This is a genomic window from Laedolimicola ammoniilytica, from assembly GCF_025567165.1.
GTDB classification, from domain to species: Bacteria; Bacillota; Clostridia; order Lachnospirales; family Lachnospiraceae; genus Laedolimicola; species Laedolimicola ammoniilytica.
On record NZ_JAOQKC010000043.1, the window covers coordinates 1 to 4,846 of the forward strand.

Sequence of the window (4,846 nt, forward strand, 5' to 3'; positions counted from 1 at the left end):
TCATGGCGCTACATCGCCGGGGAAGCATATCCCACACAGGCTGGTCATTCGATTGGAATAATCCATCGATGAACTACCTGTATCATAGAACATTTTTGTGCCCTGTGCCGTATGTCCACAAAGTAGGAATTAAGGGTAAAAATCAGAAATTTCCACGATTACGGAAAGTGTGATATAATCCAGATAAGCGGCAGCAATGAAACCGTTGGAAAGGAGCGTGTGCCCATGAAAGGAGCAACAAGCATACAGGAACGCCTTTGGGAACTCCGCAAGGACAAAGGCTTAAATCTGGAAGAACTATCAAAACTAACGGGTATTTCTAAATCAGCCCTTGGCAGTTATGAAAAAGAAGATTTTAAGGAAATCAATCATGGCAACCTTATCACGCTGGCAGACTTCTATGGGGTTTCCGTCGATTATCTGCTGTGCCGGACAGAGAACAGGGAGCAGATCAACACGCCACTGACGGAGCTGCATTTGAACGATGAAATGGTTGCACTTCTGAAAAGCGGACGGATCAACAACCGTCTGCTCTGCGAACTTGCCACCCATAAGGACTTTATCAAGTTTCTTGCGGACATTGAGATTTATGTGGATGGGATTGCCACCATGCAGATTCAAAACCTCAACACCCTTGTCGATACTGTCCGGCATGAAATCATAGAACGGTATCGCCCTGGCGAAGATGACCCACATTTGAAAGTGCTGCAAGCCGCCCATATCAGTGATGATGAATATTTCAGCCACATGGTTCTGGATGACCTAAACCTGATTATCCGGGATATTCGGGAAACCCATAAAAAGGATAGTGAGAGTGCGCCCCAGACCACTGTTGCCAATGAACTGAAAGAAAATCTGGAAGCGGTCGAAAATTTCAAGGGCAGCCGTTTGGAAAAACTGGCAGTGCTTTACTGCAAGCAGCTCGGTATCAACTATAAAAATCTGTCAGATGAAGAATTTCGCTGGCTTATTCGGATTCTCCAAAAATCAAAGAAAACGGGAACGCCTATCAACCAGAGGAAAAAACGGTAAAGGAAAACCGCTGTTGCATGGTTTGTTGGATTCCATGTAGCAGCGGTTTGTGCTGTGGTTATTACTTCATTCGTTTTCTTAATATTCGGCGATAATTTGTTTCTCCCTTTGGTGCGTCCTGTATAATTTCCAACACACCATCTTCAAGCATTTTATCAATGCGATTGGAAATCCATACATCACTAATTCCAAGTTGATATTTTCCTAAAACATTACCTATGACAATAGCCATTTTGAATTGCTCTGGCTGTTCCGCAATTTCACGAAGAATGAAACTATCATATATATCTTCTGAAACGCTTTGCAATTTACCATTTAACATTGCACGCAAAGGTGCATTTTCATTTTGAAGTTGATTCCATTTCATAGCACAAGCTGAAAGAAATACAGGATTAGCTTTCTCTTGTAGAGTTATATAGTTTCCCCATTCGCCAGGAGAGACCTCGCCCCATGCTATTTTGGATGTCATAGTATTTTCTTTTCCATATTCCCATGTAGGTAACTTAACCAAATAAATTGTTGTCTGGCAGTTTAAGGGTTGAAGTTGTTTCATAAGCCAATACATACCACAAAGCTCATCTGGATTATAGCTATACCAAATGCGAATTTCTTCCCCAGCTACATATCGTTCAATCACTGAGGTCAATGTAGTTTTAATTTTCTGTATTTTTTCTTCAACCTGATAATCTAAATCCTCTACAAAGCAGACAGACAGCATTTTCTTGAAAACATTTTTCCGCTGTTCGCCAATTCCATTATCAGAAATATCTCCCACACTAAGAGCCATATCAAAACAATAAACATCACAGCTCTTGCCTCCCAATGGAATAGCATTCTCCCAAGCAATGTGTTCTTGTTCCTGTGCTTGAAGCTGTGCTTTTTTCATTTCATCTGAAGATGGAACACTCCCGTCTTCATGCCTCATAAATATTGAAACAGCACTTCCTCTATACTTTCCCTTGCCGTAAGTTTGGGCAATTTTCAAACTTCCACAGGCACTTTCACCAAATACAATTTCAATCATCTTATATACCTCCGATTTAATTGCTCCCGTTATGAATAAATCATCTCATGCAAAACAATTTCTTCTGCCCGGTTATGAATGTTATTGCAACGCTGCACCCATTCCATTTGGTGGGTACGCTTCAATTCCTCGGTTACGCCCTCGGCAGTTTTCATCTGCTCCATGATGGTGTCTAACCGTTCCTGTGCCTGTTCGTTCAGGTCTGCAAGATATGTCCACAATTCCCCGGTCAGTATCAATGTATTCAATCTGGCTGGGTGGACTTCCCTTAAATATTCCCGGTGCATCCGTCCGTACTTTCCGATAGGGCGGTGTTCCTCCGGCAGTTTCAAGTCCGGGATGTAATAATCTCCGACAAGGATATAATCAATTCCGTTTTCTGTTATTCTTGGTTTCAATTCGCTCATGTTCCTTACCTCCTGTGGAAGCAGGCTCGTCTGGTACTAACTCAATCACATCGGTAATCTCACAATTCAGCGTTTCGCAGATACGGGCTAATGTATCCATGCTGATGTGCTTTCCCTCTTTGCTCATGTTGGCAATCATATTTGTTGTCATACCAGCGGCAAGCCTTAAATCCTCTTTTCTCATATCACGCTCTAACAGTGTGTGCCAGAGTGGTTTATAGCTGATGTGCATATTGTTTTCCTGCCTTTCTATCCATACCACCGGGGCGGCTGCCCCGGCAGGAACTTTTCTCTTATTATAGCACCAATCTTGTGTAATCACAATTTATTCTTGTAGCCTGCCGCTGATACCGTCTGGATTGTGCTTTTCCTTTCTTTTTGTTCCCTTTAATTAGCCATAAACTGCTTCATGCCCTGGGACTTTGCTTATGTGTGATAAAGAAGTAATAGAAGTGTAAAAAATTTTGCCGTTCCTATCCGGCACTTGCGCAGGGTGTCGGATAGGTCGGGCTTTATTCTTCGGGCAAGTCAATCTTGCCTACAAAGCTGTAATAAATATCAATGCGCTGGCGGCGTACTTCGTTCTCGTCATACTCACATTCATAAACAACGATTTTCTCCACCATTTCACGCAAAAGAGTGTGTGTCAGTTCTTCGATAGAAAGGTACTTGCGGACAACGCTCATAAACTTTTCAGCGTTTACCGTGGCTTCCTGTGCCTTGTCCAGCTCGCCCTGCAAAGCGGCGGCTCTGTCTTTCAGTTCCCGCTGCTCGGCTTCGTAGTCTGCGGACATTTCCATGAAACGCTCATCACTGATTTTCCCGTTTACATTGTCCTCATACAGACGCTTGATGTAGCGGGAAAGTTCTGCAATGCGGCTCTGCACCTGTTCAAGCTGCTTGGCTGCCGCCGCCAGCTTCCGCTTGCCGCCCATTTCATTCTGCTGGATAAGCAGCTTCACGAACCGGGCTTCGTGCTTCTGTGCATAGGCGGTCACTTTCCGCAGATTGTCCAGCACACCCGCCGTCAAAAGGTCGGTGCGAATGAAGTGCGCCGTACAGTCGGCGGTGCGCTTCTTATAGCTGCCGCAGATGTAGCAATCCTGCTTTCTCTTGTCGGTCTGATACCGCTGCTGGTACATCACATGACCGCAGTCGGCGCAGAACAGCAAGCCGGAGAACAAGCCCACATCATCGTAGCGGTTGGGGCGTTTGCGCTGCTTGCGTAACTCCTGCACCCGTTCCCATGTCTGCAAGTCGATGATTGGCTCATGGTGGTTCTCGAAAATCGCCTGTTTCTCAATGGGATTGTCTATGCTGTGCTTCATCTTGTAGGACGGTTTTTCCGTCTTGAAGTTCACAAGACAGCCTGTGTACTCCCGGTTTTCCAGAAGATGAACAACAGTATTGGTCGCCCACTTACATTCATAGCCGGGGTGGTAGCGGCGTGTGCTGCCTGTGCGCTGGTATTCCAGCGTCCCCGGCGTGGGGATTTGCTGCTCGGTCAGCATACGGGCTATCTTGGTAGGCCCGTTTCCGGCAAGGCAAAGCTGGTAAATCTGCTTGACTACCGGGGCGGCTTCCTCGTCAATGATGAAATTCTCGTCATCGTCCATGAGGTAGCCGTACACGGGCTTGCTGGTAACAGGCTTTCCGCTTAGACCTTTTGCTTTCTTAACTGCCTTGATTTTTTTGCTCGTATCTCTCACCATCCATTCGTTGAAAAGATTACGCAGCGGGGTAAAATCGTTGTCGCCCATTGCGCTGTCCACTCCGTCATTGATAGCGATAAAGCGGACGCCTTTCTGTGGGAAAAGCATTTCTGTGTACATTCCCACTTGGAGATAATTTCGCCCTAAACGTGACATATCCTTGACTATGACTGTGCCGACTTTTCCGGCTTCAATGTCTGCAAGCATGGCTTGAAACCCGGGTCTTTGGAAGTTCGCACCACTATAACCATCGTCCGTGTACCAGCAGAGATTGGTAAAGCCGTTCTGCTTGGCGTAGGTTTCTAAAATGCGCTTTTGGTTGGATATAGAGTTGCTCTCCCCCTGCAATTCATCTTCATGGGATAATCTCGGATAAAGGGCGGTAATAAGGTTTTGGGTTGTCTGTCTTAACATGGTTTCCTCCGTTTCTGACAGCCAGCCCCACTATTCCGTACTTCGATTGTACCACATGGCGGGGCGGCGTGTATAGCGGCAAAATGTGAAAAATGCTTCTTTACCGCCCGTCATATTGCCGATTTTTGTGTAGCAGCTTCCGCTTCCAGCACCTTAGCCATTTTGTCGGCTGCGGTTTCCTTTGCGCCCTGCTTGAAAAAGCCGGACACGACAAGAACAGAGTTCCCTATACGGATTTCCGTCACGCAATCGGCGGG

Annotated in this window: 6 protein-coding genes and 1 pseudogene; 1 reads left to right on the forward strand and 6 read right to left on the reverse strand. The window is 45.9% G+C overall.

Annotated elements, in window-relative coordinates; all coding sequences use genetic code 11:
• The first annotated feature begins 225 nt into the window (after positions 1-225).
• Positions 226-1,032, forward strand: a complete 807-nt coding sequence (locus OCV63_RS17060) for a helix-turn-helix domain-containing protein (RefSeq protein WP_005924756.1) — start codon at positions 226-228, stop codon at positions 1,030-1,032.
• 61 nt (positions 1,033-1,093) lie between these two features.
• On the opposite strand, the gene OCV63_RS17065 is transcribed toward OCV63_RS17060, so the two are convergent.
• The 6 genes and pseudogenes from OCV63_RS17065 to OCV63_RS17085 form a co-directional block, all read right to left on the reverse strand.
• Complete coding sequence (locus OCV63_RS17065; RefSeq protein WP_158365408.1) at positions 1,094-2,056, reverse strand: DUF3658 domain-containing protein; 963 nt, start codon at positions 2,054-2,056, stop codon at positions 1,094-1,096.
• Positions 2,057-2,085: 29 nt separating this feature from the next.
• Entirely contained in the window at positions 2,086-2,463 is a 378-nt protein-coding gene (locus tag OCV63_RS17070; RefSeq protein ID WP_005927690.1) for a TnpV protein, read from the reverse strand.
• Positions 2,423-2,695, reverse strand: coding sequence for a helix-turn-helix domain-containing protein (locus OCV63_RS17075; protein ID WP_002592127.1), 273 nt, complete (start codon positions 2,693-2,695; stop codon positions 2,423-2,425). Before OCV63_RS17075 ends, OCV63_RS17070 begins: the two co-directional genes overlap by 41 nt.
• 197 nt (positions 2,696-2,892) lie before the next feature.
• A pseudogene (locus OCV63_RS17865) lies at positions 2,893-2,955 on the reverse strand (Maff2 family mobile element protein); the annotation flags it as partial.
• Positions 2,956-2,975: 20 nt separating this feature from the next.
• A complete protein-coding gene (locus OCV63_RS17080; protein ID WP_009255332.1) occupies positions 2,976-4,589 on the reverse strand; it encodes a recombinase family protein in 1,614 nt (537 codons plus the stop codon).
• A 110-nt stretch (positions 4,590-4,699) separates the two neighbouring features.
• On the reverse strand, positions 4,700-4,846 hold a 147-nt coding region (locus OCV63_RS17085), incomplete at its 5' end, for a transposon-encoded TnpW family protein (protein ID WP_158365410.1).

Bases quoted from the DNA above. Each gene is read 5' to 3' on its own strand.
- OCV63_RS17065 (WP_158365408.1), bottom strand. From the start codon at position 2,056: ATGATTGAAATTGTATTTGGTGAAAGTGCCTGTGGAAGTTTGAAAATT.
- OCV63_RS17070 (WP_005927690.1), bottom strand. From the start codon at position 2,463: ATGAGCGAATTGAAACCAAGAATAACAGAAAACGGAATTGATTATATC.
- OCV63_RS17080 (WP_009255332.1), bottom strand. From the start codon at position 4,589: ATGTTAAGACAGACAACCCAAAACCTTATTACCGCCCTTTATCCGAGA.
- OCV63_RS17075 (WP_002592127.1), bottom strand. From the start codon at position 2,695: ATGCACATCAGCTATAAACCACTCTGGCACACACTGTTAGAGCGTGAT.
- OCV63_RS17060 (WP_005924756.1), top strand. From the start codon at position 226: ATGAAAGGAGCAACAAGCATACAGGAACGCCTTTGGGAACTCCGCAAG.